At 71.1% G+C, this 25,313-nt stretch carries 21 protein-coding genes; 10 read left to right on the top strand and 11 right to left on the bottom strand.

Annotated features, from left to right (window positions below):
* The 5 genes from atpA to ACZ619_RS17785 all read left to right on the top strand — a co-directional run bounded on the left by atpA (window position 1) and on the right by ACZ619_RS17785 (window position 5,062).
* Window positions 1-1,590 (top strand): F0F1 ATP synthase subunit alpha, encoded by a 1,590-nt coding sequence (gene atpA, locus ACZ619_RS17765; RefSeq protein WP_469599577.1) that lies wholly within the window; start codon window positions 1-3, stop codon window positions 1,588-1,590.
* A gap of 21 nt (window positions 1,591-1,611) precedes the next feature.
* Window positions 1,612-2,532: a F0F1 ATP synthase subunit gamma gene (locus ACZ619_RS17770; RefSeq protein WP_469599579.1), complete on the top strand. Its 921-nt coding sequence runs from the start codon at window positions 1,612-1,614 to the stop codon at window positions 2,530-2,532.
* Window positions 2,529-3,965: a F0F1 ATP synthase subunit beta gene (gene atpD / locus ACZ619_RS17775; protein ID WP_469599707.1), complete on the top strand. Its 1,437-nt coding sequence runs from the start codon at window positions 2,529-2,531 to the stop codon at window positions 3,963-3,965. The genes ACZ619_RS17770 and atpD overlap by 4 nt, the downstream gene beginning before the upstream one ends.
* A gap of 113 nt (window positions 3,966-4,078) precedes the next feature.
* Window positions 4,079-4,453, top strand: coding sequence for a F0F1 ATP synthase subunit epsilon (locus tag ACZ619_RS17780; protein ID WP_469599580.1), 375 nt, complete (start codon window positions 4,079-4,081; stop codon window positions 4,451-4,453).
* Window positions 4,454-4,615: 162 nt separating this feature from the next.
* Complete coding sequence (locus ACZ619_RS17785) at window positions 4,616-5,062, top strand: DUF2550 domain-containing protein (protein ID WP_469599582.1); 447 nt, start codon at window positions 4,616-4,618, stop codon at window positions 5,060-5,062.
* Window positions 5,063-5,084: 22 nt separating this feature from the next.
* Here the strand turns inward: ACZ619_RS17785 and ACZ619_RS17790 are convergent, their stop codons facing one another.
* Together ACZ619_RS17790 and ACZ619_RS17795 are read right to left on the bottom strand one after the other, a co-directional pair.
* Window positions 5,085-6,911, bottom strand: coding sequence for a glycosyl hydrolase family 18 protein (locus ACZ619_RS17790; RefSeq protein ID WP_469599584.1), 1,827 nt, complete (start codon window positions 6,909-6,911; stop codon window positions 5,085-5,087).
* A 155-nt stretch (window positions 6,912-7,066) separates the two neighbouring features.
* Window positions 7,067-7,639 (bottom strand): cob(I)yrinic acid a,c-diamide adenosyltransferase, encoded by a 573-nt coding sequence (locus tag ACZ619_RS17795; protein WP_469599586.1) that lies wholly within the window; start codon window positions 7,637-7,639, stop codon window positions 7,067-7,069.
* Between the two features lie 254 nt (window positions 7,640-7,893).
* On the opposite strand from ACZ619_RS17795, the gene ACZ619_RS17800 reads away from it, so the two are divergent.
* From ACZ619_RS17800 to ACZ619_RS17810, 3 genes are all read left to right on the top strand, one after another.
* Window positions 7,894-8,742 carry a 3-hydroxyacyl-CoA dehydrogenase family protein gene (locus tag ACZ619_RS17800; RefSeq protein WP_469599588.1) on the top strand — a complete coding sequence of 283 codons (849 nt, stop codon included), beginning with the start codon at window positions 7,894-7,896 and terminating at the stop codon, window positions 8,740-8,742.
* A 186-nt stretch (window positions 8,743-8,928) separates the two neighbouring features.
* Complete coding sequence (locus ACZ619_RS17805) at window positions 8,929-9,252, top strand: STAS domain-containing protein (RefSeq protein WP_031040714.1); 324 nt, start codon at window positions 8,929-8,931, stop codon at window positions 9,250-9,252.
* 276 nt (window positions 9,253-9,528) lie between these two features.
* On the top strand, window positions 9,529-12,024 hold the full coding sequence (locus ACZ619_RS17810; protein WP_469599590.1) for a P-loop NTPase family protein: 2,496 nt from the start codon (window positions 9,529-9,531) through the stop codon (window positions 12,022-12,024).
* Window positions 12,025-12,143: 119 nt separating this feature from the next.
* On the opposite strand, the gene nucS is transcribed toward ACZ619_RS17810, so the two are convergent.
* Window positions 12,144-12,815: an endonuclease NucS gene (nucS, locus tag ACZ619_RS17815; RefSeq protein ID WP_469599592.1), complete on the bottom strand. Its 672-nt coding sequence runs from the start codon at window positions 12,813-12,815 to the stop codon at window positions 12,144-12,146.
* Window positions 12,816-13,127: 312 nt separating this feature from the next.
* On the opposite strand from nucS, the gene ACZ619_RS17820 reads away from it, so the two are divergent.
* Window positions 13,128-13,520: an SCO5389 family protein gene (locus ACZ619_RS17820; protein ID WP_469599594.1), complete on the top strand. Its 393-nt coding sequence runs from the start codon at window positions 13,128-13,130 to the stop codon at window positions 13,518-13,520.
* A gap of 103 nt (window positions 13,521-13,623) precedes the next feature.
* On the opposite strand, the gene ACZ619_RS17825 is transcribed toward ACZ619_RS17820, so the two are convergent.
* Window positions 13,624-14,652 (bottom strand): LLM class flavin-dependent oxidoreductase, encoded by a 1,029-nt coding sequence (locus ACZ619_RS17825; protein ID WP_469599595.1) that lies wholly within the window; start codon window positions 14,650-14,652, stop codon window positions 13,624-13,626.
* A 222-nt stretch (window positions 14,653-14,874) separates the two neighbouring features.
* Between ACZ619_RS17825 and ACZ619_RS17830 the strand changes: the two genes are divergently transcribed.
* A complete protein-coding gene (locus ACZ619_RS17830) occupies window positions 14,875-15,216 on the top strand; it encodes an ATP/GTP-binding protein (RefSeq protein ID WP_469599597.1) in 342 nt (113 codons plus the stop codon).
* Between the two features lie 29 nt (window positions 15,217-15,245).
* Here ACZ619_RS17830 and ACZ619_RS17835 read toward each other — a convergent pair whose 3' ends face one another.
* From ACZ619_RS17835 to mce, 7 genes are all read right to left on the bottom strand, one after another.
* Window positions 15,246-16,124 (bottom strand): ABC transporter permease, encoded by an 879-nt coding sequence (locus tag ACZ619_RS17835; RefSeq protein WP_469599599.1) that lies wholly within the window; start codon window positions 16,122-16,124, stop codon window positions 15,246-15,248.
* Entirely contained in the window at window positions 16,121-17,425 is a 1,305-nt protein-coding gene (locus ACZ619_RS17840) for an ABC transporter ATP-binding protein (protein ID WP_469599601.1), read from the bottom strand. The genes ACZ619_RS17835 and ACZ619_RS17840 overlap by 4 nt, the downstream gene beginning before the upstream one ends.
* Window positions 17,426-17,534: 109 nt before the next feature.
* Window positions 17,535-18,311: an ABC transporter permease gene (locus tag ACZ619_RS17845; protein ID WP_469599602.1), complete on the bottom strand. Its 777-nt coding sequence runs from the start codon at window positions 18,309-18,311 to the stop codon at window positions 17,535-17,537.
* A 1-nt stretch (window position 18,312) separates the two neighbouring features.
* Entirely contained in the window at window positions 18,313-19,269 is a 957-nt protein-coding gene (locus tag ACZ619_RS17850) for an ATP-binding cassette domain-containing protein (RefSeq protein ID WP_469599604.1), read from the bottom strand.
* A gap of 292 nt (window positions 19,270-19,561) precedes the next feature.
* The gene (locus ACZ619_RS17855; RefSeq protein WP_469599606.1) at window positions 19,562-20,497 is read right to left on the bottom strand and encodes a cellulose-binding protein; all 936 of its coding nucleotides are present in this window, start codon (window positions 20,495-20,497) and stop codon (window positions 19,562-19,564) included.
* 195 nt (window positions 20,498-20,692) lie between these two features.
* Complete coding sequence (scy, locus tag ACZ619_RS17860) at window positions 20,693-24,541, bottom strand: polarized growth protein Scy (RefSeq protein WP_469599608.1); 3,849 nt, start codon at window positions 24,539-24,541, stop codon at window positions 20,693-20,695.
* A gap of 222 nt (window positions 24,542-24,763) precedes the next feature.
* Window positions 24,764-25,204, bottom strand: coding sequence for a methylmalonyl-CoA epimerase (mce, locus tag ACZ619_RS17865; RefSeq protein WP_469599610.1), 441 nt, complete (start codon window positions 25,202-25,204; stop codon window positions 24,764-24,766).
* Window positions 25,205-25,313 lie beyond the last annotated feature (109 nt).

Below are 25,313 nucleotides of genomic sequence, written 5' to 3' on the forward strand. Positions count from 1 at the left end.
ATGGCGGAGCTCACGATCCGGCCGGAGGAGATCCGGGACGCGCTGGAGAACTTCGTCCAGTCGTACCAGCCGGACGCGGCCTCGCGCGAGGAGGTCGGTACGGTCACCCTTGCCGGCGACGGCATCGCGAAGGTCGAGGGTCTTCCCTCGGCCATGGCCAACGAACTGCTGAAGTTCGAGGACGGCACCCTCGGCCTCGCGCTCAACCTGGAAGAGCGCGAGATCGGCGCCATCGTCCTCGGCGAGTTCAGCGGCATCGAGGAGGGTCAGCCGGTGCAGCGCACCGGTGAGGTCCTCTCCGTCGCGGTCGGCGAGGGCTACCTCGGCCGCGTCGTCGACCCGCTCGGCAACCCGATCGACGGCCTCGGCGAGATCGAGACGTCCGGCCGCCGTGCGCTGGAGCTTCAGGCTCCCGGCGTCATGGCCCGTAAGTCGGTGCACGAGCCGATGGAGACCGGCTACAAGGCCGTCGACGCGATGACCCCGGTCGGCCGCGGCCAGCGTCAGCTGATCATCGGCGACCGCCAGACCGGCAAGACCGCCCTGGCCGTCGACACGATCATCAACCAGCGCGACAACTGGCGCTCGGGCGACCCGAAGAAGCAGGTCCGCTGCGTCTACGTCGCCATCGGCCAGAAGGGCTCGACCATCGCCTCCGTGCGTGGCGCCCTGGAAGAGGCCGGCGCGCTGGAGTACACGACCATCGTCGCCGCCCCGGCGTCCGACCCGGCCGGCTTCAAGTACCTGGCGCCGTACACCGGTTCGGCCATCGGCCAGCAGTGGATGTACGAGGGCAAGCACGTCCTCATCATCTTCGACGACCTCTCGAAGCAGGCCGACGCCTACCGCGCCGTGTCCCTGCTGCTGCGTCGCCCGCCGGGCCGCGAGGCCTACCCCGGTGACGTCTTCTACCTGCACTCCCGTCTGCTGGAGCGCTGCGCGAAGCTCTCCGACGAGCTGGGCGCCGGTTCCATGACGGGTCTGCCGATCGTCGAGACGAAGGCCAACGACGTCTCGGCGTTCATCCCGACCAACGTCATCTCCATCACCGACGGCCAGTGCTTCCTGGAGTCGGACCTCTTCAACGCCGGTCAGCGCCCCGCGCTGAACGTCGGTATCTCCGTCTCCCGAGTCGGTGGTTCCGCGCAGCACAAGGCGATGAAGCAGGTCTCCGGCCGTCTGCGTCTGGACCTGGCCCAGTACCGCGAGCTGGAGGCGTTCGCCGCCTTCGGTTCCGACCTGGACGCCGCGTCGAAGTCGCAGCTGGAGCGTGGCCAGCGTCTGGTCGAGCTGCTCAAGCAGGCTCAGTACCAGCCGATGCCGACCGAGGACCAGGTCGTCTCCGTGTGGGCCGGTACCACCGGCAAGATGGACGACGTCCCGGTCGCCGACATCCGCCGCTTCGAGAAGGAGCTGCTGGAGTACCTGCACCGCAAGGAGCAGGGCCTCATGACCTCCATCAAGGAGGGCGGCAAGATGTCGGACGACACCCTCACCGCTGTTGCCGACGCCATCGCCGACTTCAAGAAGCAGTTCGAGACCTCGGACGGCAAGCTTCTCGGCGAGGACGCCCCGGCCGCGGCCAAGTGACGTAAGGAAGGGACCTGACTCATGGGAGCCCAGCTCCGGGTCTACAAGCGTCGCATCCGATCCGTCACCGCGACCAAGAAGATCACCAAGGCGATGGAGATGATCGCCGCCTCGCGTGTCGTCAAGGCGCAGCGCAAGGTGCGGGCCTCCGCGCCGTACGCGACCGAGCTCACCCGCGCGGTCACCGCGGTCGGTACCGGCTCGAACACCAAGCACCCGCTGACCACCGAGGCTCAGACGCCGACGCGTTCCGCGGTGCTGCTCCTCACGAGCGACCGCGGTCTGGCCGGTGCCTTCAACTCCAACGCCATCAAGGCCGCCGAGCAGCTGACGGCGCGTCTTGAGGCGGAGGGCAAGGAGGTCGACACCTACATCGTCGGCCGCCGCGGTCTGGCCCACTACAACTTCCGCGAGCGCAAGGTCGCGGAGTCGTGGTCGGGCTTCACCGACGAGCCCTCGTACGCGGACGCCAAGAAGGTCGCGGCGCCGCTGATCGAGGCCATCGAGACCGAGACGGCGGACGGTGGCGTGGACGAACTCCACATCGTCTTCACCGAGTTCGTGTCGATGATGACGCAGACGGCGCTCGGCGACCGGCTGCTGCCGCTCAGCCTCGAAGAGGTCGCGGAGGAGGGCGCCGCCAAGGGCGACGAGATCCTCCCGCTGTACGACTTCGAGCCCTCGGCGGAGGACGTCCTCGACGCCCTGCTGCCGCGCTACGTGGAGAGCCGGATCTACAACGCGCTGCTCCAGTCGGCGGCTTCGAAGCACGCTGCCACGCGGCGCGCGATGAAGTCGGCCACCGACAACGCGGGCGAGCTGATCAACACGCTCTCCCGTCTTGCCAACGCGGCCCGCCAGGCCGAAATCACCCAGGAAATCAGCGAGATCGTCGGTGGCGCCAGCGCCCTGGCCGACGCGACCGCGGGGAGTGACCGATAATGACCACTGTTGAGACCGCGACGGCCACGGGCCGCGTCGCCCGGGTCATCGGCCCGGTCGTCGACGTGGAGTTCCCCGTCGACGCGATGCCGGACATCTACAACGCCCTTCACGTCGAGGTGGCCGACCCGGCCAACGCCGGCGAGAAGAAGACGCTGACCCTGGAGGTCGCCCAGCACCTGGGTGACGGCCTGGTCCGCACCATCTCCATGCAGCCCACCGACGGTCTGGTCCGCCAGGCCGCGGTCACCGACACCGGCGACGGCATCACCGTCCCGGTCGGCGACTTCACCAAGGGCAAGGTGTTCAACACCCTCGGTGACGTGCTGAACGTCGACGAGCAGTACGAGGGCGAGCGCTGGTCCATCCACCGCAAGGCCCCCAACTTCGACGAGCTCGAGTCGAAGACCGAGATGTTCGAGACCGGCGTCAAGGTCATCGACCTGCTGACCCCGTACGTCAAGGGCGGCAAGATCGGTCTGTTCGGCGGCGCCGGCGTCGGCAAGACGGTGCTCATCCAGGAGATGATCTACCGCGTCGCCAACAACCACGACGGTGTCTCCGTGTTCGCCGGTGTCGGCGAGCGCACCCGTGAGGGCAACGACCTCATCGAGGAGATGGCCGACTCGGGCGTCATCGACAAGACCGCGCTGGTCTTCGGCCAGATGGACGAGCCCCCGGGCACCCGTCTGCGCGTGGCCCTGGCCGGTCTGACCATGGCGGAGTACTTCCGCGATGTGCAGAAGCAGGACGTGCTGTTCTTCATCGACAACATCTTCCGCTTCACGCAGGCCGGTTCCGAGGTCTCGACCCTGCTCGGCCGTATGCCCTCCGCGGTGGGCTACCAGCCGAACCTGGCCGACGAGATGGGTCTCCTCCAGGAGCGCATCACCTCGACCCGTGGTCACTCGATCACCTCGATGCAGGCGATCTACGTCCCCGCGGACGACCTGACCGACCCGGCCCCGGCCACCACCTTCGCCCACCTCGACGCGACGACGGTGCTCTCCCGTCCGATCTCCGAGAAGGGCATCTACCCGGCCGTGGACCCGCTGGACTCCACGTCCCGGATCCTGGACCCCCGCTACATCGCGGCGGACCACTACAACACCGCCATGCGCGTCAAGACGGTGCTGCAGAAGTACAAGGACCTCCAGGACATCATCGCGATCCTCGGTATCGACGAGCTGGGCGAAGAGGACAAGCTCGTCGTCCACCGCGCCCGTCGCGTGGAGCGCTTCCTGTCCCAGAACACCCACGTCGCCAAGCAGTTCACCGGCGTCGACGGGTCGGACGTCCCGCTGGACGAGTCGATCGCCGCGTTCAACGCGATCATCGACGGCGAGTACGACCACTTCCCGGAGCAGGCGTTCTTCCTGTGCGGTGGCATCGAGGACCTCAAGGCCAACGCCAAGGAGCTCGGCGTCTCCTGAACTCGGTATGAGTTCGCGTGAGGGGGCGGGCGCGTCCCGCCCCCTCATTCACGCCCATTAGAATTGACCCCAACACCCGGCGGACCCGCCGGGTGGTGACCCGAGGAGCACCCTTGGCTGCTGAGCTGCATGTCGAGCTCGTCGCCGCGGACCGCCAGGTCTGGTCCGGCGAGGCCACCCTGGTCGTCGCGCGCACCACGTCCGGCGACATCGGCGTCATGCCCGGTCACCAGCCGCTGCTCGGTGTGCTGGAGTCGGGCCCGGTGACCATCCGTACGAGTGATGGTGGAACGGTCGTCGCCGCCGTGCACGGCGGTTTCGTCTCGTTCGCGGACAACAAGCTGTCGCTGCTGGCCGAGATCGCCGAGCTTTCGGACGAGATCGACGTCCAGCGCGTGGAGCGGGAGCTGGAGCGCGCGAAGGCGGAGGGCGACGCCACCGCCGAGCGGCGCGCGGACGTCCGGCTGCGGGCCGCGACGGCGCGTTGACGACGGGGGCACCTCCCAGGCCGTTCAGGCTCTGGGGGAGCCCTGCGCGATGATGTGACTCAGCCGCGGCTGGGACCGGAGCCATCCGGTCCCAGCCGCGGCTGAAGTAGATCCGGGTGTTTTTTACGTTCCATTACCTAGGAGACGAGGAGGTCGGTGTCGATGTTCCTCGCTCTGACTGTGTGCGGAATCGTGGTCGCGCTCGTGGTGGTGGGACTCTTCCTGTTCGGCCTGCGCCGCAGACTCATCCAGCGCTCCGGGGGCACCTTCGACTGTTCCCTGCGCTGGGACGTCCCCGAGAAATCGGACACGAGCGGCAAGGGCTGGAGCTACGGCGTCGCCCGCTACAACGGCGACAGCGTCGAGTGGTACCGCGTCTTCTCCTACGCCTACCGCCCCCGCCGGGTGCTGGAGCGCGCCCAGATCGAGGTGGCCGGCCGCCGGCTCCCCGAGGGCGAGGAGGAGCTGGCGCTGCTCTCCGACGCGGTGATCCTCGCCTGCGCCCATCGCGGCACCCGGCTCGAACTCGCCATGAGCGAAGACGCGCTGACCGGATTCCTCGCGTGGCTGGAAGCAGCCCCGCCCGGTCAGCGCGTCAACGTCGCCTAGTTGATTTTCTCCTCCGTGCGGCCTACGACAGGCCGGAGCTGATGGCGCCCACCAGTTCGCCGTCACTGGTGTCGCCGCTGAACTCCCAGAAGAACGCGCCGCCCAGACCCTGGGTCTTGGCCCAGCTCATCTTCCCGGCGATGGTCGAGGGAGTGTCGTACGACCACCAGTTGCTGCCGCAGTGCGCGTACGCGGTGCCCGCGACGGTGCCGGTGGCCGGGCAGGACGTCTTGAGGACCTTGTAGTCCTCGATGCCCTGCTCGTAGGTGCCCGTGGCCGGTCCGGTCGCGGTGCCGCCGGGGGCGTCCTGGGTGACACCGGTCCAGCCGCGGCCGTAGAACCCGATGCCGATCAGCAGCTTGCTCGCCGGTACCCCGATCGCCTTGAACTTGGCCATCGCGTCGGCGGTGGTGAAGCCCGCCTTCGGGATGCCGGTGTACGAGGTGAGCGGCGAGTGCGGGGCGGTCGGGCCGGTGGCGTCCCAGGCGCCGAAGAAGTCGTACGTCATCACGTTGTACCAGTCGACGTACTGTGCGGCGCCCGCGTAGTCGGCGGCCTCGATCTTGCCGCCGGACGAGGCGTCGGCGGTGGTGGCCGCGGTGACCAGCGCGGAGGAGCCGAACTTGGCGCGCAGCGCGGCCATCACGTTCTTGAAGGCCGCCGAGCCGCTGGTGTCGCAGCTCAGCCCGCAGGCGTTCGGGTACTCCCAGTCGATGTCGATGCCGTCGAAGACGTCGGCCCAGCGGGAGTCCTTGACCAGGTTGTAGCAGGAGTCGGCGAACGCGGCCGGGTCGGCCGCCGCCTGGGCGAAGCCGCCGGACCAGGTCCAGCCGCCGAAGGACCACAGCACCTTGATGTTCGGGTACTTGGCCTTCAGCTCGCGCAGCTGGTTGAAGTTGCCGCGCAGCGGCTGGTCCCAGGTGTCCGCGACGCCGCTCACCGACTGGTCGGCGGTGAACGCCTTGTCGTAGTCGGCGTAGGAGTCGCCGATCGCGCACTGGCCGTTGGTCACGTTGCCGAAGGCGTAGTTGATGTGCGTGATCTTCGCGGCCGAGCCGGACGTCACCAGGTTCTTGACGTTGTAGTTCCGGCCGTAGATGCCCCACTCGGTGAAGTAGCCGAGCTTGACCTTGTCACCGGTGGCCGGGGGAGTGGTCGTACCGCCCGTGGTGTGCACGGCGACCGAGCCGCTGACCGGGCCGGTCTGGTCGGCGGTGTCGCGGGCCTGCACGGTGTACGAGTAGTCGGTGCCGGCGGTCAGGCCCGTGTCGGTGTACGACGTGGAGGTGACCGTGGAGACGACCTTGCCGTCGCGCAGCACGTCGTAGTTCTTGACGCCGTTGTCGTCGGTGGCCGCGGACCAGCTCAGCTGGACGGAGGTGTCGGTGATGCCGGAGGCCGTCGGGGTGCCGGGCGCGGAGGGCGCCGAGTCCCCGGGGACCGTGGTCCCGCCGTCACAACTGGCGCCGTTGAGGAGACAGTTGCTGGGCGAGCCCGAGCCGGCGCCGTTGAAGCCGAAGGAGACGGAGGCGCCGGGGGCGAGTGAGCCGTTGTAGGACTTGTTCTTGGCGGTCCAGTGGGTGCCGGAGGAGGTGACGTCCGCGTCCCAGGCGGAGGTGACCGAGGTCCCGGAGGGGAAGTCCCACTCGACGGTCCATGAACTGAGCGCGGTGCTCCCGGTGTTGGTGACGGTCCACTTGCCTTCGAAGCCGGTGCCCCAGTCCTGGGTCTTGGCGTAGGCGGCGGTGGCCGTCGTCGCGGCCTGGGCGGGGCTCGCGAGGCCGACCAGGCCGGCCAGGGGGAGCAACAGGGTCGCGAACCCTGCCACGGCTCGGTGTCTGAAGCGCATGCTGCGCCTCCCTCTCGATCGGGGATGACGTGGGCATGACTGAGCCTTCATGCCCATGGTGCCGCGAGAATAGAAAGGTCTGGACCACCGGTCAATAGGTCTGGACCATCCTGTATACGGCTGTCGTGTCCCCAACTCCCCTCGGGCCGGGGCCGCTAGCGCTCCCCGCCGGGCACCCACAGCACGTCGCCGACGTCCTTGTTGGCCGTCCGGGCCAGGATGAAGAGCAGGTCCGACAGGCGGTTGAGGTAGGTCGCGGTCAGCGGGTTCATCACCTCGCCGTGCACCTCCAGCGCGGCCCAGGTGGACCGCTCGGCCCGCCGGACGACCGTGCAGGCCTGGTGCAGCAGGGCCGCGCCCGGGGTGCCGCCCGGCAGGATGAAGGAACGGAGCTTGTCCAGCCGCTCGTTGAAGCGGTCGCAGTCCGCCTCCAGCCTGTCGACGTAGAACTGCTCCACCCGGAGCGGCGGGAACTGCGGGTTCTCCACCACGGGGGTGGACAGGTCCGCGCCGACGTCGAACAGGTCGTTCTGCACCCGGGTGAGCACCTTGACGACCTCCTCGGCCAGCCCGCCCAGCGCGATCGCCGTCCCGATCGCCGCGTTGGCCTCGTTGGCGTCGGCGTACGCCGAGATCCGCAGATCCGTCTTGGCGACCCGGCTCATGTCCCCGAGGGCGGTGCTGCCCTGGTCGCCGGTCCTGGTGTAGATACGCGTCAGATTGACCATGCGACCAGCGTAAGCCGCACCCGAGGATCGCACGCGCGCGCCGCCTCGCGGCCCGCCCGGGGCGTCCTGAGGGCCGGTCAGCCGGGCCGGGGAGGCGGCCGACCGCACCGTGCGTGTCGGCCGATCTGACGAGACGTGACGGTTGTCTCACGTCCTGAGACCGTGACACGCGTTACTTACCGGTTTCCGTGCCCCTCACGAGCGCTAGGGTCCGCCCAAGAGGCATACCTAAACAGTGCGTAAGGGGAGTCGGAGTGGCAGGGAAGCTCGCCGTCATCGGGGCCGGACTCATGGGTTCCGGCATCGCCCAGGTCTCCGCACAGGCGGGCTGGGACGTGGTCCTGCGTGACGTCACCGACGAGGCGCTGGACCGTGCCGTGGGCGGCATCCAGGCTTCGTACGACAAGTTCGTGAGCAAGGGGAGGCTGGAGGCGCACGACGCCGACACAGCCCTGGCCCGCATCACCACCACCACCGACCTGGACGCGGTCGCCGACGCCGACATCGTCGTCGAGGCCGTCTTCGAGAAGCTCGAGGTCAAGCACGAGATCTTCCGCGCGCTCGACAAGATCGTGCGTCCGGAGGCCGTACTCGCCTCCAACACCTCCGCGATCCCGATCACCAAGATCGCGGCGGTCACCGAACGTCCCGAACGGGTCGTCGGTGTGCACTTCTTCTCGCCGGTGCCGATGATGCAGCTCGTCGAGCTGGTCCGCGGCTACAAGACGAGCGACGAAACCCTCGCCACCGCACGGGAGTTCGCCGAGTCCACCGGCAAGACCTGCATCGTCGTCAACCGGGACGTCGCCGGCTTCGTGACGACCCGTCTGATCTCGGCGCTCGTCGTCGAGGCCACCAAGCTGTACGAGTCGGGCGTCGCCACCGCCGAGGACATCGACCTGGCCTGCAAGCTGGGCTTCGGCCACGCCATGGGCCCGCTGGCCACGGCGGACCTCACCGGCGTCGACATTCTGCTGCACGCCACCGGCAACATCTACACCGAGTCGCAGGACGAGAAGTTCGCACCGCCGGAGCTGATGCGCCGGATGGTTGACGCCGGTGACATCGGACGCAAGAGCGGGCAGGGCTTCTACACGTACTGAGACATCAGTGCGGGGAGCCTCTGAACCACCTCTGAAAACGTACAAGCCCCGGGAGCGTCCCTCCTGAGGGTGAATTCGGTATCGGTTCGCTTACAGATGGCAACCTCCGACCGTCGAACGCAGTCAGAAGTTGCATCACCTGACATTACTTTCACGGAGTAGGACACGCACTCTCGGGGAGCGCATATGTACATCAGGGGCGACCACGCCGAGCTGGTCGTCGGGGGCCGCCTCGACGTCCGCAGCGCGGCGGACGCCCGTACGGTCCTGCACTCGGCCGTCGACGACGGAGTCGGTGACCTGGTGCTGGACCTGTCCGAGCTGGACTCCTGGGACGCCACCGGACTCGGGGTCATCATGGGTGCCCACCGGCGGGCCGGCCGCTGCGGCCGCCGCCTGGTGCTGCGCGACGTACCGCCGCAGATGCAGCGCCTGCTGGTGGCCACCCGGCTGCATCGGATCCTGGCCATCGAGGGGGGCATCGGGGTGGAGTCACTGCCCCGGGTGTGACAAGGTCGACCGGTGCGGACCGGGCGACGGGGGTGTCCGGACGGACCGACGGCACACAAGCGCATGTCAGACGCAATCCTCACGAGACCGTGATGTCTCGGACGGCACGGTACCCCGGACTGTCGTAGATACTGTGCCAAGGTTTAAGGTTCGGTCGCCCGCCGCCCTTGTCACCCTTCGAGCGCGGGCCCGGACCAGAGGCGACAGCGCGGTGTGCAACAGGCCGGGAGGGGCCGGAATCCACGGCACACGACGCTTTTGGGGGGCTAGGAACCCATGGACCCGATCAACCCGGGACCCGAGGAGTACGGCCACGACGGCGACGGCGGCACGTCGCGCCAGCGCCCGCCCAGGGAATCCCTCACCAACGACTTCGGGCAGAGCACGCCGGCTGCGGCCCGCACGGTGCGGCTGGTCACCGGCGACTTCCTGCTGACCGTCAACCCCGTCGACGGCAGCGAGATGGAGGCCTGCCCGCCCACCGAGCGGCCCGCCGCGCCACAGAGGCGCACGGTGGAGGAGCGCGCCGAGCACGAGCGCGCCGGCCGGCCTCCCGTGCCACCCGGCCCCGCCCGGCCCGAGCTGCCGCTCCTGGAGCGCCAGGACGAGCGCGAGCGTCTCGTACGGCTCCTCGCCCGCGGCCGCTCCGTCCGCCTCACCGGCCCCGCCGGCTCCGGCCGCACCGCGCTGCTCGACCTGGTCGCCGACGACTGCTCCGACCTCGCCCCCGACGGCGTGGTCCGCCTCAACGGCTTCCACCGCACACCCGCCGACCTCCTCCACGACCTCTTCGCCGCCGTCTACAAGGCGCCCGGGCACCGTCCCGATCACGCCGAACTCATCGAGCTGATCGGTGACATCGGCGCGGTCGTCGTCCTCGACGACATCGAGTTCGGCGGCGCCGGGCTCGACGAGCTGATCGACGCCACCCCCGAGTGCGCGTTCCTGATCGGCGCCACCCCGGACGTGCCGGCGCCCTCCGCCGAGTCCGCCGTGGAGGAGGTCTTCCTCAGCGGCCTGGAACGCGCCGGGGGAGTGGACATCCTGGAGCGCGCGGTCGGCCGGGTGCTCACCGAGGAGGAGGCCAACTGGGCCGGTGACCTCTGGTTCGAGTCCGAGGGCCTGCCGCTGCGGTTCGTGCAGGCCGGCGCCCTGCTCCACCAGCGCGACCAGGCGCGGGCCAGCGCCGGTGCGGTCGACGAGTTCGGTGTCTTCGAGTCCGAGCTGCCGGCCGACGCGCCCTTCGACGCCGAGGACACCGACCAGAGCCCGCTCCCGTCCCTCGGCGAGGCCGCGGCCCCCGCCCCACTGCTCGCCGCCCGCCTCAGCGCCTCCGCCCGCGCCACCCTGCGCTTCGCGGTCGCCCTCAGCGGCGAGGTGCCGCACCAGGCCCACCTGCCCGCGCTCGTCGGCGACACCCACGCGGACGCGGCCCTCGGCGAACTCGCGGGCTGCGGACTGGTCTCCCCGGTCGGCTCCCGCTACCGGCTCGCCGCGGGCGTCCTGCAACAACTGGAGGCCGCCGGGTACGCCGACGACGCCGCCGAGCAGGCCCTCACCGCCGCCCGGCACTACACCTGGTGGGCCGGCCACCCCTCCGTGACCCCCGAGCGGGTCTGCGCCGAGGCCGACGCCGTCCTCGCCGCCCTCGCGGTCCTCGTCCCCGCCACCGTGCCGCCCGCCGAGGACGAGGACGGGGAGAGCAAGTCGGTGGGGCTGGCCCGTACGGCGGCGCCCGCGTTCGCCGCCGGGCTGCACTGGAGCGCCTGGGAACGCGCGCTGCGAGCGGGCGCGGAGGCGTCCCGGCTCGCCGGCGAGGTGGGGGAACAGGCCTACTTCCACCACGAGTTGGGCGTCCTCGCGCTCTGCGGCGGCCAGCTGGACCGGGCCCGTGCGGAACTGGAGGCCTCGATCGGCCTGCGGGGCGCGCTCGCCGACAAGCGGGGTACGACGGCCGGCCGCCGCGCGCTGGCCCTGGTCGCCGACCGCTCGGGCGAGGTGCTGCCCGGGCTCGCCGCGATGACCGGCGACGAGGTCCCCGACGCGCGCCACGAGGAGTCCATATCCCAGGCCGGAGGCGCCACGACGCCCTTCCCGGCCGTCCACTCGTCGGTCTCGGACACCCTGGTCACCCAGCGCGTCCCGGAGCAGCACACGCCGGCCCAGGAGAGCGGCGGCGGCCTGGTCCGCATGGCCCGCCGCAACCTGGTCGCGGTCGGCGCGGGCGTCCTCCTCACGGCGGTCCTCGGCACCGTGGTCACCCTCGGCATGACGTCCCACGACAACGCCGACAACCCGTCCAACAACGTCAGCGTCAACCCGTCGGCGAGCGAGGACACGGGGGACGGCGGCGCGGGCGCCGATCCCGAGGAGTCCTCCGGCGCCGGGGACACCGGCACGGCCACGAGCACCCCGAAGGATCCCGGCCCCGACGGCACACTGGGCACGTCGGACGACCCGACCCCGCCCACGGACGACCCGACCCCGTCGGACACCCCTACGGGAACGAAGACCTCGTCGGGGAGCGGGAAGACGACGACCACTCCCAGGCCGACCCCGTCCAGGTCGTCGTCCAGCCCGACCTCGAAGCCGTCGTCGTCGCCGTCGTCGTCGGCGGACCCGACGCCTTCGGAGTCGTCCTCGGAGCCGACGGAGCCGACCGACACCCCCACCACGACCAACTCGGCCAGCGGCCCCGCCTCGCCGAGCGTCACGACGTCGAGCGCCTCGGAGACCGGCAGCACCGCCCCCTCGGCCGCCACGGTGATCTGACCCACCCCCGCATCTCCGTCTGCCCTGCCCCGCAGGCTGCGCCGCCTCGCTGTCGGGCAGGCGACGGGGCGGCGCAGCCGGCGGTGCAGGGCGGGTGGCGCAGGCGGGGGGCGGGGTTGTCAGAAGAGGCGGAGTTTGTCGTCCTCGATGCCTCTGAGGGCGTTGTAGTCGAGGATCGTGCAGCCGATGCCGCGGTCGGTCGCGAGGACCTTGGCCTGGGGCTTGATCTCCTGGGCCGCGAAGATGCCGCGGACGGGCGCGAGATGGGGATCGCGGTTCAGCAGCTCCAGGTAGCGCGTGAGCTGCTCCACCCCGTCGATCTCACCGCGCCGCTTGATCTCGATCGCGACGGTCCGGCCCTCGGCGTCCCGGCACAGGATGTCCACGGGGCCGATCGCGGTCATGTACTCGCGCCGGATCAGCGTGTAGCCCTCGCCGAGGGTCTCGATGCGGTCGGCCAGCAGCTCCTGGAGGTGCGCTTCCACGCCGTCCTTGATCAGGCCCGGGTCGACGCCCAGCTCGTGCGAGGAGTCGTGGAGGACCTCCTCCATCGTGATGATGAGCTTCTCGCCCGCCTTGTTGACGACGGTCCAGACGCCCTCCTCCTCGCCCGCCCCCTCCTTGAGCGTGCAGGGCGGCGACATCCAGTTGAGGGGCTTGTAGGCCCGGTCGTCCGCGTGGATGGAGACGCTGCCGTCCGCCTTGACCAGGATCAGACGGGGGGCCGAGGGAAGGTGGGCGGTGAGCCGGCCGGCGTAGTCGACGGAGCACCGGGCGATGACGAGACGCATGGTCGGCAACGCTACTCGACGCCCCGCCCTCCACGCGATTCGCCCACTGCGGGCCGCCCTTTTCCGACCACCCCGCGGCCGTTCCGCCCCCGCGACCGGTTCTGACGGGTCGCCTGGGCACCGCTGTTCGACACTGGCCGATTGTGTGCCTAAAAGGACCGTCGCATATACGCAATCTCCTGGTGGGGTCACCGTCCGTTGCCTACCGTAGTGAACGGGAGGTCGCGATGTGTGTACTCAGCGTGTTCGGTATCGCGAACTCCCTTATCTGTCCGGCAACCCCTGTTGTTCGGGGGTGCGAGAGGAGAACCCATGTCGCTCGACGTCTCACCGGCCCTACTCGAACAGGCCGAGCGAGGCGAGGTCGACGAAGCGGAATTCGTCGACTGCGTCCGGACCTCCCTGCCCTACGCGTGGGAGATGATCAGCTCCCTGGTGGCCCAGCTGAAGGTGGACGGCGGAGACTTCGCCGACAACCAGACGCCCCCGCCGGACGAGCAGGCGCGCGGTCAGCTGTTGCGTGCGCTCGCGAGTGACGCCATACGCGGCGCCCTGCAGCGGCACTTCGGTGTGCGGCTGGCCTTCCAGAACTGCCACCGGGTTGCGGTGTTCCCGCTGGACGCCTCGGTCGACGAGACGCTGGCCCGCTTCACCTCGATACGCAACCAGCTGCTGAACCAGTCCCCGGAACTGCGGGACTGCTGACACGGCCGTCCGCCGCTGCTGACGCAGTGAGCCGTTTGCTTGCCGCTCCACACGCGGGAGGTGCATCAGTCACTGGGGCGGCAAGCTCCCCGCGGCGCCGCGGTCACCGGAGGTGCGGCAGTACCTCGGCACCCAGCCGTCGTACGTTCTCCTCCGTGGCCGCGAGGTCTCCGGAGCCCTCGGTCAGCAGGGCGAACCGGGAGATGCCGGTCCGCTCCGAGGTCGCGGCGAGCCGGTCCGCGCACAGCCGCGGGGTGCCCACCGGGTGCAGTCCGCAGAGCAGTTCGGTGTACGCGAGCGGGTCGCGCATGGAGCGGAACCGGCCGTCCACGGTCACATGGGCCTCCAGGCCCTGCCGCAGCCAGCCCGGCATCGCCTTCGTCAGCGTCTCCGCGGCGTCGGTGCGGCTGTCCGCGATCTGGCAGACGCCGGCCGAGACATGGGCCGCCCCGGCGACCTCGTCGCCCGGCCGTCCGGCGGCCAGCGCGTACTGCCGCCACAGGGCGACCATCTCGGCCTTCTCCTCGTCGCCGACGTGCATGCCGAGCAGCATCGGCAGCCCCCGCTCGGCGGCCAGCCGCACGCTCGCCGGCGAGGTGCAGGCCACCACGACCTCCGGCCCGGGCGCCTCCGACAGCGCCTCCGACGGCCGCGGTACGACGTCGACCTCGCGGAACGAGTAGCGCGGGCCGTCGGCCGACACGCGCGGTTCGCGCAGCCAGCGGACCAGCAGATCGAGTGATTCCGGGAAGCCGTGTTCGTATGCCTCCAGGCCCGATCCGAACACCTCCAGATCCACCCAGGGCCCGCCCCGCCCCACGCCCAGCGTGAAGCGGCCGCCGCTCACCACGTGCAGCAGCGCGGCCTGTTCGCCGAGCGCGACCGGGTGGACGGTGGGCAGCACGCTCACCGCCGTACCGACCCGCAGCCTGCTGGTGCGGCCCAGCAGCAGGGCCGCCAGGGTGACCGCCGACGGACAGGTGCCGTACGGCACGAAGTGGTGCTCGGCCAGCCAGACCGCGTCCAGACCGGCCTCTTCGGAGACCTCCGCCGTGCGCACCGCCCGGTGCAGGGCCTCCCCCTGGCCCTGGCCCGGGAACTGGGCGGCCAGCACAAAACTTCCTACGTGCATTGCGTTTCCTGCTTTCCTGGCTCCGGCTCGGAGCTCCCCCAACGGGCATAACCGTCTGACACGTGCCGAGGACACGGCCTGGCGGAGAGATTTGCGGATTGTCTGGAGAATGGGTCGCCCTGGAGGGGGACTTGCGGGGGTTGGTCCCCTACGCGTACCCCCGTGCGCGCGTCGTAGGCTGGACACAGCCCGTGCTTCCTGTATAGCCCCGAGAGGTGTCCCGTGTCCCCGCGTCGCAACCGACCCAAGGGCCCGAACGCAGCGGCCTCGTCCGGCCGGAGCGCCGAGGACGACCGCGCGGACCGTTACGGCGGCTGGCAGTCGACGGAGAGCTGGCAGGGCGAGGAGTGGAGCGTACGGCATGTGGCCGGCGCCAGCGCGGTCGGCAAGACGTACCGCTGCCCGGGCTGCGACCAGGTGATCGCCTCCGGTGTCCCGCACGTGGTGGCCTGGCCCGAGCACTCCGGCGTGGACGAGCGCCGGCACTGGCACAAGGCCTGCTGGAACGCGAAGGACCGCCGCACCACGCGGGTGCAGCGGTCCCGTAACTCGCCGAAGTTCTAGGGGGCCTCCGAGGGCTTCCGGGGGCGTCCTCAGACGTCCCGCTTCTCCAGCAGCGCGCAGGCGCCCGCGAACGCGACGGCCGTCACGCCCAGGATGATCCACAGCGGGTCCCAGCCCGAAGGGCCTTCCTGGCTGAGCGAGTTGGAGTAGAAGATGCTCATCTGGTTCGGGATCGAGTACTCGAACAGGGCCGTGCGCAGCTTCTCCAGCGACGAGGAGAACATGAACAGGGCGATCACCAGCGGGGCGAGCACCGCGCCGATCATGACCGTGATGGCGCCCGCGGAGTGCCGGATGATCGAGCCGATGATCAGCGAGAGCAGGCCGAGCAGGGCGATGTAGAGGCTGACGCCCACGGTCCCCTTCAGCCAGTCCTCGCCCGTCGGCGTCCGCGCGCCCGACCCCTCCAGCATCGAGACCTGGGTCATGGCGACGAACGAGCTGGTCGCGAGGGTGATCACGAAGGCGACCGCGAAGAAGACGATCGCCTTCGCCGCGAGCACCCGCACCCGCGAGGGGCAGGCCACCATCGTCGTGCGGATCATGCCGGTGCCGTACTCCGAGGCCGTGGTCAGCACGCCCAGCGTGATCACGCACATGCTGCCGAGCAGCAGGCCGAAGAAGCCCAGCGACAGCGGGTTCTCGCCGGACATGTCCGAGGACGAGTCGCCGACGATCGCGCCGGCGAGCAGACCGATGCCGGCGACGAGGAGGACGAACACCCCGAGCGTCCACATCGTCGACCGCACCGACCGGATCTTCGTCCACTCGGAGGAGATCGCCTGCCCGAGGTGCGTGCGCACCACCGGGATCGGCGAGGTGTAGCCGGGGTACGGACCGCCGGGCGACGCCTGCCGGTCGGGCGCGGCCGGGGCCGCCTGCGGCATCGGGGGCTGATGGGTGCTCATCGGGCGTCCTCGGGCTTGGTCGGGTCGGCGGGGGCGGCGGCGGGAGCCGGGGCGCTCGGTGCGGCGGCCGGCCGCGACGGTTCGGCGGCGGGCGCGGGCGCGGGCGCCGCCGCGGGGCCGGGCTGCGCGTAGGGGTTCGGCGCGGCCTGCGGAGGGCCGTAGGGCCCCTGTGGGGCGCCGTACGCCCCCGCGGGCGCCCCTGACGCGCCGTACGCCCCGACGGGCGCCCCCGGTGCGCCTGGCGCGCCGTACGCCCCGCTGAACGGCTGGCCGCCGTGCTGGGGCGGCGGCGGGGCGTACCAGCCCGGCTGGCCCTGCCCGGGCACCGGCATCTGCGGCGGCGCGCCGGGCGGCAGCGGCTGCTGGAGCCCGGCCTTCTGGTCGGCGCTGGACCGGTAGTCGACGGCGCCCTGCGTCATCCGCATGTACGCCTCCTCCAGCGAGGCCTGGTGCGGGGAGAGCTCCCACAGCCGTACGTCCGCCTCGTGCGCGAGGTCGCTGATGCGGGGCAGCGGCAGGCCCGTCACCCGCAGCGCGCCGTCCTGCTCGGGCAGCACATGGCCGCCGGCCTCGGTCAGCGCGGAGGTGAGCTTCTCGCGCAGCTGCGGCTCGGTGTCCGGGGTGCGCACCCGGGCGAAGTCGGCGGAGTTGGCCGAGATGAAGTCGGTCACGCTCATGTCGGAGAGCAGCTGGCCCCGCCCGATGACGATGAGGTGGTCGGCGGTCAGCGCCATCTCGCTCATCAGGTGCGAGGAGACGAAGACCGTACGGCCCTCGGCGGCGAGCGACTTCATCAGGTTGCGGACCCAGAGGATGCCCTCGGGGTCCAGGCCGTTGACCGGTTCGTCGAAGAGCAGCACCTGGGGGTCGCCGAGCAGGGCCGCGGCGATGCCGAGGCGCTGGCCCATGCCGAGCGAGAAGCCCTTGGAGCGCTTGCCGGCCACGTCCTGGAGGCCCACCACCCCGAGCACCTCGTCCACCCGGCGGGCCGGGATGCCGGACAGCTGGGCCAGGCAGAGCAGGTGGTTGCGGGCGGACCGGCCGCCGTGCACCGCCTTGGCGTCGATGAGCGCGCCGACCTGACGGGCCGCGTTGGGCAGTTTGCGGAACGGGTAGCCGCCGATCGTCACCGAACCCGCGGTCGGGTTGTCCAGGCCCAGGATCATCCGCATGGTCGTCGACTTGCCCGAGCCGTTGGGCCCGAGGAAGCCGGTGACGGCTCCGGGACGCACCTGGAAGGAAAGGTTGTACACGGCGGTCTTGTCGCCGTAGCGCTTGGTCAGGCCGACAGCCTCGATCATGCTCCGCACCCATCGAAAGGATCAGGACAGCAGGGCAGACGCCCCCGTAAGGGTTAGGAGGATATCCGGGCGCTGACGGTTCCCACCAAGAGCTGGCAAAGCCGGAGGCTCACTGGGCGTCGCGCCGGCGCAGGAGGACGTACCCGCCGGCGAGGGCCGCGACCGTCCACAGCCCCATGATCCCGAGCCCGCCCCAGGGCCCGTAGGGGACGTCGTCGCCCGCTCTCGGCACCACCTGCATGATGTGGCCGCCCGCCTGGTCCGGCAGGAACCGGCCGATCTTCTTGGTGGCGTCGACGTTGCCGAGGATGTTGGAGACCAGGAAGAAGAACGGCATCAGGATGCCCAGCGACAGCATCGGTGAGCGCAGCATCGCGGCCACGCCCATGGAGAACACCGCGATGAGCGTCATGTAGAGCCCGCCGCCGACGACCGCCCGCAGCACCCCGGCGTCGCCGAGGTGGGCCCGGTGCGAACCGAGCATCGCCTGCCCGAGGAAGAAGGAGGCGAAGCCGGTCACCATGCCGACCGCCAGCGCGAGCCCCGCCGCCACCGCGATCTTGCTGAACAGGAAGGTGGCCCGCCGCGGCACGGCGGCCAGCGAGGTGCGGATCATTCCGGTGCTGTACTCGTTGGAGACGACGAGCACCCCGAACACGATCATCGCGAGCTGACCGAGGGTCATCCCGGCGAAGCTGATGTTCGTCGCGTCGAAGGAGAGCCGCTCCCGCGCCGGCATGTTGCCGAACTGGCTGTTCGCCAGCGCCGAGAGCAGCATGCCGAGGGCCACCGTGACCACCACGGACAGGGACAGCGTCCACAGCGTGGAGGCGACGGAGCGGATCTTGGTCCACTCGGACCGCACGACCTGGGCGACGACCGCCATGTCAGGCCCCCTTGTCCCAGTCGGAGCCCCAGGCCTGCGGCGCCGGGGGCGGGTCGGTGTGCGCGTGGTACTCCACGGACTCCGCGGTCAGTTGCATGAACGCCTCCTCCAGCGAGGCCTGCTGGGGGCTCAGCTCGTGCAGCACGATCCCGTTCTGCGCGGCCAGCTCTCCGATCGGCTCGGCCTTCTGGCCCTCCACCTCCAGCGCCCCGGTCCCCGTCTCCACCACGGTGATCCCGGCCGCGTGCAGCACGTCGAGCAGCCGCTCCCGCTGGGGCGAGCGGATCCGGACGTACGACCGCGAGTTCGTCCGGATGAACTCGGCCATGGAGGTGTCGGCGAGCAGCCGTCCCTGCCCGATGACGACCAGGTGCTCGGCGGTCAGCGCCATCTCGCTCATGAGGTGGCTCGACACGAAGACGGTCCGGCCCTGCGCGGCCAGCGACTTCATCAGGTTCCGGATCCAGTGGATGCCCTCGGGATCGAGTCCGTTCACCGGCTCGTCGAACATCAGGATGCGCGGGTCCCCGAGCAGCGCCCCGGCGATTCCCAGCCGCTGGCCCATCCCGAGCGAGAACCCCTTCGCCTTCTTCCGCGCCACGGCCGTGAGCCCGACGGTGTCCAGCACCTCGGCCACGCGCCCCTTCGGGATCCCGTTGCTCTGCGCGAGGCAGAGCAGGTGGTTGAAGGCGCTCCGTCCGCCGTGCACGGCCTTCGCGTCGAGCAGCGCCCCGATGTACGTCAGCGGGTCCCGGAGCTGCTCGTAGCGACTGCCGTCGATCCGTACCCGGCCGGCCGTGGGGTGGTCGAGCCCGAGGATCATGCGCATGGTGGTGGACTTCCCGGCGCCGTTGGGCCCGAGGAACCCGGTCACGATGCCGGGTCTGACGGTGAAGGTGAGGTCGTCGACCGCCGTCCTGTCGCCGTAGCGCTTGGTCAGGCCCTCCAGCTCGATCATGCGGCCACGCTATGACCGGCTCCCGGGGCCTGCCACCTGACGAGGCCGACGGGGGCGGCCACGGTGGGCGGCAGCGGCGCCGTCGTGGCCAGGTCGCGGGGGTGCCCCCCCCCCCCCCCCGGGGGGGGGGGCCCGCCGGCCCCCCCCCCCCCCCCCCCCCCCCCCCCCCCCCCGCCCCCCCCCCCCCCCCCCCGGCCCCCACCGGACCCGCGGCCGACGACGGAGGCCCGCACCCCCGAGGGGATACGGGCCTCCGTCGTCGCTACTGCTTACCGCTTATTACCGGTCCTGCTCACCGGGACTGCTGGGCCGGAACCCCACGGGAGATCGGCTCGTCCTCGGCCGGGGCGCTCGCGGCGGCGACCGCCGCACCCGTCAGCGTCGCCAGCATCTCGCGGACGTTCGTCAGCTGGGCGTTGATCGAGTCGCGACGGTTGGTCAGCGCGGCCAGCTCACGCTCGGATTCCGAACGGATCCGGTCGGCCTTGGCGTTCGCGTCGGCCACGATGTCCTCGGCCTGGCGCTGAGCCGTCTCGACGGTCTGACGCGCACGGCGCTCCGCGTCGGTGCGCAGCTTCTCGGCCTCCAGCCGCAGCTGCTCCGCGCGGTGCTCGATCTCCGCCAGACGCTTCTCGGCCTTCTGCTGACGCGAGGCCAGGTCGCGCTCGGACTGCTCGCGGCGCTTCGCCAGGTTCGTCTCGAAGTCGGCGGCGGCCTGCGCGGCCTTCGCGCGGGTCTCCTCGAAGAGCGCGTCCGCCTCCTCGCGCTTGGACTGCGCGTCCTTCTGGGCCTCGGCGCGCAGCTGCGACGCGTCGCTCTTGGCCTTCTCGACGATCCGGACGCCCTCGTCCTCGGCCTTGGACTTGCGCTCCGCAGCGAACGATTCTGCGTCGTTGCGCACCTGCTGGGCCGCCGACTCGGCGAGCTCGCGGTGCTGCTCGGCGGCCCGGCGAGCCTCCTCGCGCAGGTCCTTCGCCTCCTCCTCGGCGAGGCGGAGGATCTTCTCGACGCGGGCGCCGAGACCGGCGTACGACGGCTCGGCGTCGGTGACGGCGGCCGCGGCGTTCTGCGTCTCGAGGTGCAGTTCCTCGATGCGCTTTTCCAGAGCGGTGATGCGGGCGAGAGCGCTGTCACGGTCGGAGACGAGCTTGGAGATCCGTTCGTCCACCTGAGCGCGGTCGTACCCACGCCGCACAAGCTCGAAGCCGTAGGGGGAAGTGTCGCTCATGGGTTTCCTGTCGAGTGAGACCGGTGAGGTGATAGGTGGAATCCTAGGGGCCGAAGCGGTGTGTCATCGAGCGGATACGTGTTTGATCTGGAGAATGACACCCCTTTTGGGTGGCTGGCTGTGAGATCGCTTGCCAAAGGCTCTGTCAAAGATTCACATAAAAGCCTCAGAAGATGCCAGAACCGGCCTCGGCCGCTAGCCCTCCGACGACTTGCCACCCGACCGGGGAGCCCCCACCGAACTGCCCGCCCTGACGCCGCCGTCCTTGCCGCCCGACGGGGCCTCGAAGGATTCCAACGCCTCCAGGACGTCCTGGACACGGGAGATCTCGCCGTTGATGTTCTCCCGCCGGCGCTCCAGGATCTCCAGCTCGCGCCGGCCCTCCTCGACCGTGCGGCGGGCCTCGCGGATCGCCTCGGCCTTGAGCTCCTCGGCCTCCCGCACCAGCGTGGCCTTCTTCTGCTCGGCCTCCTTGAGCAGCCCCTCCGCCTTCTTGACGGCGGCGATCCGGACCTTGCCCGCCTCGGAGTTGGCCTCCGAGACCAGGTCCTTCGCCCTGGCCTGGGCCTTGGCGAGCTGCTCCTCGGCGGCCTTGATGAGCGCGTCGCAGCGGTCGCCGGTGGACTTCATGGTCTCGGCGGCCTCGCGGCGGGCCCGCTCGTGGAGTTCCTCGATCTCCCCCGTGATGCGGTCGTGCAGCTCCTCGGCCCGCTCCCTTATGGCCGTGGCGTCCCGGCGGGCGCCGACGAGCAGCTCGTCCGCGTCCGTACGGGCCTTCTCCACCAGCGAGTTGCCCTCGACCGTGGACTCGGCGACCAGCCGGTCGGCCTCCTTGCGGGCCGCGCCCACCATGGTGTCGGCCTGCGACTCGGCGTCCGCGGTGGTCTTGTGGGCCTGCTGCTGCGCCTCGGTGAGCAGCTTGTCGGCCTCGGCGGTCGTCTCGTTGATGAGCGTGTCGACCTGCTCGGCCACGTCCTGGCGCCGCTTGTTGGCGTCCCTGCGGGCTTCGTCGAGGGTCCGCTCGGCCTCCGTGCGCGCGGAGTTGAGCAGCCGCTCGACCGCCGCCTCCGCGTCCGCCTTGAGCCGCTCGCTGTCCGCCCGGGTCCGGTCGGCGTGCAGCTGCGCCGAACCGACCGTCTCCGCGGCCTCGGCACGCAGCCGCTCCGCGTCCCCGGTGGCGTCCGAGATCAGCTTCTCCGCCTTGGCGATGGCGTCGGCGCGGACGCGGTCCGCCTCGGTGATGGTCTCGTTCTGGAGGAGCTCCGCCTCGTTGCGGGCCTCCGTGATCAGGGTGTCGGCCTGCGTCGCCGCGTCCGAACGGATGCGGTTGGCGTCCTCCCGGGCCTCGGCCCGGGAACGGCCCGCGTCCTGCTCGGCCTGGGCGATCGTGTCCGAGGCCTCGGTGCGCACCCGCTGGGCGTGCGCCGACGCCTCGGTACGCACCCGCTCGGACTCGGCCATGGCGTCCGCGACCGTCCGCTCGGCGAGCGCCTTCGCCGCCTCGGACGCCTCGCCGGACTCACGCCGGATCCGGGTCGCGTCCTCGCTGGCCCGCTCCCGCTCGGCGTAGGCGTCGGAGCGGACCCGGTCCGACTCCTCCTCCGCCTCCCGGCGGGTACGGTCCGCCGCGTGCTCGGCGGCCGAACGCAGCCCGGAGATCTCATCCTGCGCCTGCTCGTGCAGCCCGGAGACCGAGTCCCGCACCTGCTGGGCGTGCTGCTCGGCGGCCGACACCATCTCGGTGGCCCGCCGCTCCGCCTCCTCGACCAGCCGTACCGCCTCGGCCTGCGCCTCCTCGACCCGGTTGCGGGCGGAGGCGAGCAGGTCCTCGCTCTGCTCGCGGGCCCGCTCCCGCTCCTGGTCGGCCTCCTGACGGGCGGAACCGAGCAGGTCCTCGGCCTCGCGGCGCCGACGGGCGGCCTCCTCCTGGGCGGCGGCCAGCGTCTCGGACGCCTCGGTGGACAGCCGCTCGGCGGCCGCCTGCGCCTCGGCCCGCACCCGGTCGGCGGTGTCCTGGGCCTCCTGCTTGAGCCGCTCCGCCTCGGCCGCGGCCTCGGACCGCAGCCGTACGGCGATGGTCTCGCCCTCCGCGCGGGAGGCGGACGCGTCCGCGGCGGCCTCGTTGCGCAGCCGCTCGGCCTCGGTCTCGGCCTGCTGCTGGAGCGTACGGATACGCTCGGCGGCCTCGGCCCGCAGCCGGTCGGTCTCCTCGGCGGCCTCCCGGCGGATCCGGCCGGCCTCCTCGCGCGCCTCGGACAGCGACCGCTCGGCACCCGTCAGCCGGTCCTCGGCCTCGGTGTGCAGCCGGGTCAGCTCGTCGGCGGCCTCCGCGCGCCGGGCCTCGACGCCCCGCTCGGTCTCCTCGCGCAGCTCGGCCGCGGCCCGCTCGGCGTCCGCCTGGAGCCCCTCGGCCTGCTCCTGGGCCTCGGCACGGAGCCGGTCGGCCTCCTGCCGGGTGCGCTCCAGGGTCTCCTCGGCCTGCCGGCGCAGCGCGGTCGCCCGCTCGATGGCCTCGGTGCGGACCTTCTCGCTGTCCGTGGCGGCCGTCTGCCGCAGCTCGTCCGCGTCGGCCTTGGCCTTGGCCAGCAGTTCCTCGGCGGACCTGGCCGCCTCCTCGATCTGCTGCACGGCCTCGCGCCGGGCCTCGGCGCGGATCGACTCGCCCTCGGCGACCGCGTCGGCGCGCAGCTGCTCGGCCTCGCCGCGCAGTCGGCGCGCCTCCTCCTGCAGCTCGACCGTCTTGGCCCGGTACTCCTTGGTGTCGTCCTTCGCCGCGCCCTTGAGCCCCTCGGCGATGTCGTGCGCCTCGGCCCGCAGCCGGTCCGCCTCGGTCTCCGCCTCGGTGCGGATCCGCTCGGCCTCCTCGGCCGCGGCCCTGGTGGTCTGCCTGGCCTCCTCGGCCGCCCGGTTCAGGACGTCCTCGGCGGTCTTGGCGGCCTTGGACAGCTGGGAGGCGCTCTCCTCCGCGGTGAGCGTGCGAGCCTTCTCGGAGGCCTCCGCGATGATCTTCTCGGCCTCGGCCTCGGCGTCCTTGACGACCTGCTCGGCGTCCGCCTTGGTGACCTCGGCGTCCTTGGTGGCCTCGGTGACCAGCCGGGCGACCTGCTCCTTGGCCGTACGGGTGCGCTGCTCGTTGGTGGCCTCGGCGCTCGCCAGGGCCTTGGCGGCGGTCGCCTCGGCCTCGGTGACCAGCTTCTCCGCCTCGGACTGCGCCTTGCGCAGCGCCTCCTCGGCCTCCGCCATCCGCGACTCGGCGGCCCGGCTCAGCTCGCCGGCCTGACGGCGGGCCGTGTCCGACTCCGTCGCGGTGGAGCTGCGCAGCTGCTCCGCGTGGTCGGTGGCCTCCTGGGCCTGCGTCGACGCGGCGTTCAGCAGCCGCTCGGCGTCCCGGCGGGCCCGCAGCAGGATCTGCTCGGCCTCGCCGCGCGCCGCCTCCACGTCACCGGTCAGCCGCTGCCGGGCCTCGCCGGTCAGCCGCTCGGCCTCCGTGCGGGCGGCGGCCATGGCCTGGTCGGCCTCGGCCCGCGACTCGTCGAGCAGCCGCCGGGCCTGCGACTCGGTGCGCGCCCGCAACTGCTCGGCCCACGCCACGTTCTCGTTGACGTGCGACTCGACGGTCTGCCGACGCTCGGCCAGCTCCTGGTCGAGCTGCTGGCGGCGGGTCACCGCCTCCTGGTGCAGCTCCGACTGGAGCCGCGCGGCCTGCTCGGCGTGCTCCTGGAGGATCCGCTGGGTCTGCGCCCGCGCCTCCGCTGCGACCCGCTCCGCCTCCTGGCGGATCTGGTCGGCCTGCATCTGCGCGTTCCGCAGCATCTGTTCGGCCTGGTAGCCGATGTCACCGCCGTCGAACGCGGGCCGGGACATGATGGTGCGCCGCGCCTCATGCAGCTTGGCGCGCAGCACCTCGACCTGGTAGCCGAGGTCCTCGGCATGCTGGATCGCCTTTTCCCGCTCGGTCTTCAGCCGTTTCATCTCGGCCTCGAACCGAGAGAGGTGGTCGACGTCAGCCGCCGGCTCTCGCTCCTGGCTCTCGTAGCCCCGCACTGCGCGGTCCCATCCGTCCCCTGGTCGCAACCTTCTCCGAACGAGCTCCGTCCATCCGCCGAACGGGGCCCCCGGGGAATGGTGTCAGATCAACGGCGGAGCACGGGCTGCCGCCCCGACGCTCGTCCCCCGAAACCCGGACCCCGGCATGCGGCCGCCCCGGCCCTGCGAACCTGCGAAGGGACGGCCGGCCCCAACCCTACCGGCCCATATGTACGAGGGTCAGTGCTCAGGTGACTCAACAGCCGCCGAAGTGACCAGTTCTGTCAGTACGCCGTGGCAATCCTTTGGGTGCAGGAAGGTGATCCGCGACCCCATGGAGCCGGTCCGTGGCTCGTCGTACAGAACGCGTACGCCCTTGGAGCGGATACCGGCTGCGTCGCCGTCCACATCCGCCGTACCGAAGGCGATGTGGTGGACGCCCTCGCCGTTCTTCGCGAGCCACTTGCCGACCGCCGAGTCCTCCCGGGTCGGTTCCAGAAGCTGCAGGTAGGAGGCGCCTCCGTCGGACGTCTCGTTGATCTTGAGCATGGCCTCGCGCACGCCCTGCTCCTCGTTGACCTCGGTGTGGAACACCTCGAAGCCGTACGTGGCCCGGTAGAACTCGACGGTCGCGTCGAGGTCGTGGCAGGCGATCCCGATGTGGTCGATTCGCGTCAGCATGGATTCAGTGCAGCGCCATGACGATGGTTACGCAACGTGCCAGCGATCACACTGACGGCCCGATGACGGCACGGAGTGCCACTCAGTACATTCGAAGTACACCCTCATC

This window comes from Streptomyces sp. NPDC104367 (genome assembly GCF_055583825.1).